This is a genomic window from Bacillus sp. P14.5 (assembly GCF_003316765.1).
In the GTDB taxonomy this organism is placed as follows: Bacteria; Bacillota; Bacilli; order Bacillales; family Bacillaceae_B; genus Rossellomorea.
Window position 1 is genome coordinate 1 of the sequence record NZ_NIJF01000064.1, and the last position, 1,140, is coordinate 1,140.

General features: G+C 52.4%; 1 protein-coding gene. It reads left to right on the forward strand.

Annotation, left to right across the window (positions count from 1 at the left end):
• Nucleotides 1-152 precede the first annotated feature (152 nt).
• Nucleotides 153-1,061: a GGDEF domain-containing protein gene (locus B9Z54_RS09730; protein WP_240189872.1), complete on the forward strand. Its 909-nt coding sequence runs from the start codon at nucleotides 153-155 to the stop codon at nucleotides 1,059-1,061.
• Nucleotides 1,062-1,140 lie beyond the last annotated feature (79 nt).

The following is a 1,140-nucleotide window of genomic DNA, read 5'->3' on the forward strand; positions in this document are numbered from 1 at the left end:
TCATCAACTCATTCTTTCTGAACCTATGTATCCTATTCACACTATTCACGATTTCATTTCTTCCATTCCGCAATCGTCCGCGTCTAACTCCAAAATCGCCTTTAAAAGGTCGAATCCTGCTCGGTGTCCAGACTGGTGTCGCCGCCTTGATTTTGCTTGCGAACGCGCTGCCGCTCGAAGGGATCTTGATCGACTTACGCTCCATCCCCATTTCGCTCGCCGTCTTGTTCGGTGGCTGGGTGAGCGGGACGGTCGCCGCCGTCATTTTTTTGACGGCTCGGTTTTTGATGGTCACTGACGGGGCATACATCGGCTTTTATTTGGCCGTCTTGACGATGATCGGACTCGTCCTTCCCATCAGTCTATTGCGGCTGAAGCTCGACAACACCCGCAACACACTACTCATCTTCACGACGATCAGTGTCGTCGTCTTCGGCGCGGCCATTTATTACGCACTTCCGCTCGAACTGTTCTATCCCGTCATTCTCGCCTATGTCGTCATGGCGTATGGCGGTGCCTGTGCCGCCTATCGTCTGCTCCAGGAATTGCGACGCCATTTCGAGAACGTCCAACACCAGCAACAGCTTGCCCGGACGGATGCCTTGACGGGTATCGCCAATCGACGCTTGTTAAATGAGGCGATGGCCAACTTGAACGTCGAAGCAAAAGAATACGCCTTGATTCTCGTCGACATCGACCACTTCAAACGTGTGAACGACACGTACGGCCATGACGTCGGGGACGACGTGTTGCGGGAACTCGGCATGCTGCTCGTCACTGAGAGCGACGAACGTCATCTCGTCGGCCGCTTCGGCGGAGAAGAATTTTTAATCATCATGCCGAACGCCAATCGGGATGAAGTGACCCGACTCGCTGAATCTATACGAGAAAAAGTCTCAACGTTCCCGTTCGAGACGAGCGCGGGTACACTCCACATCACTGTTTCGCTTGGGGCCTGCCATTCGAACGACATCGAAGTCGACAGCGTTTTGAAACATGCCGACGAAGCGTTATATCACGCTAAGGAATCCGGACGAAATCGATTCATCTTGGCGTCATAAAGCGCTTCACGTTCGCAAAAGTTTACATTTTTCCGCAGTTTTCCCGCTTTACTTTCAACTAGTGAATCGGTACACTAGG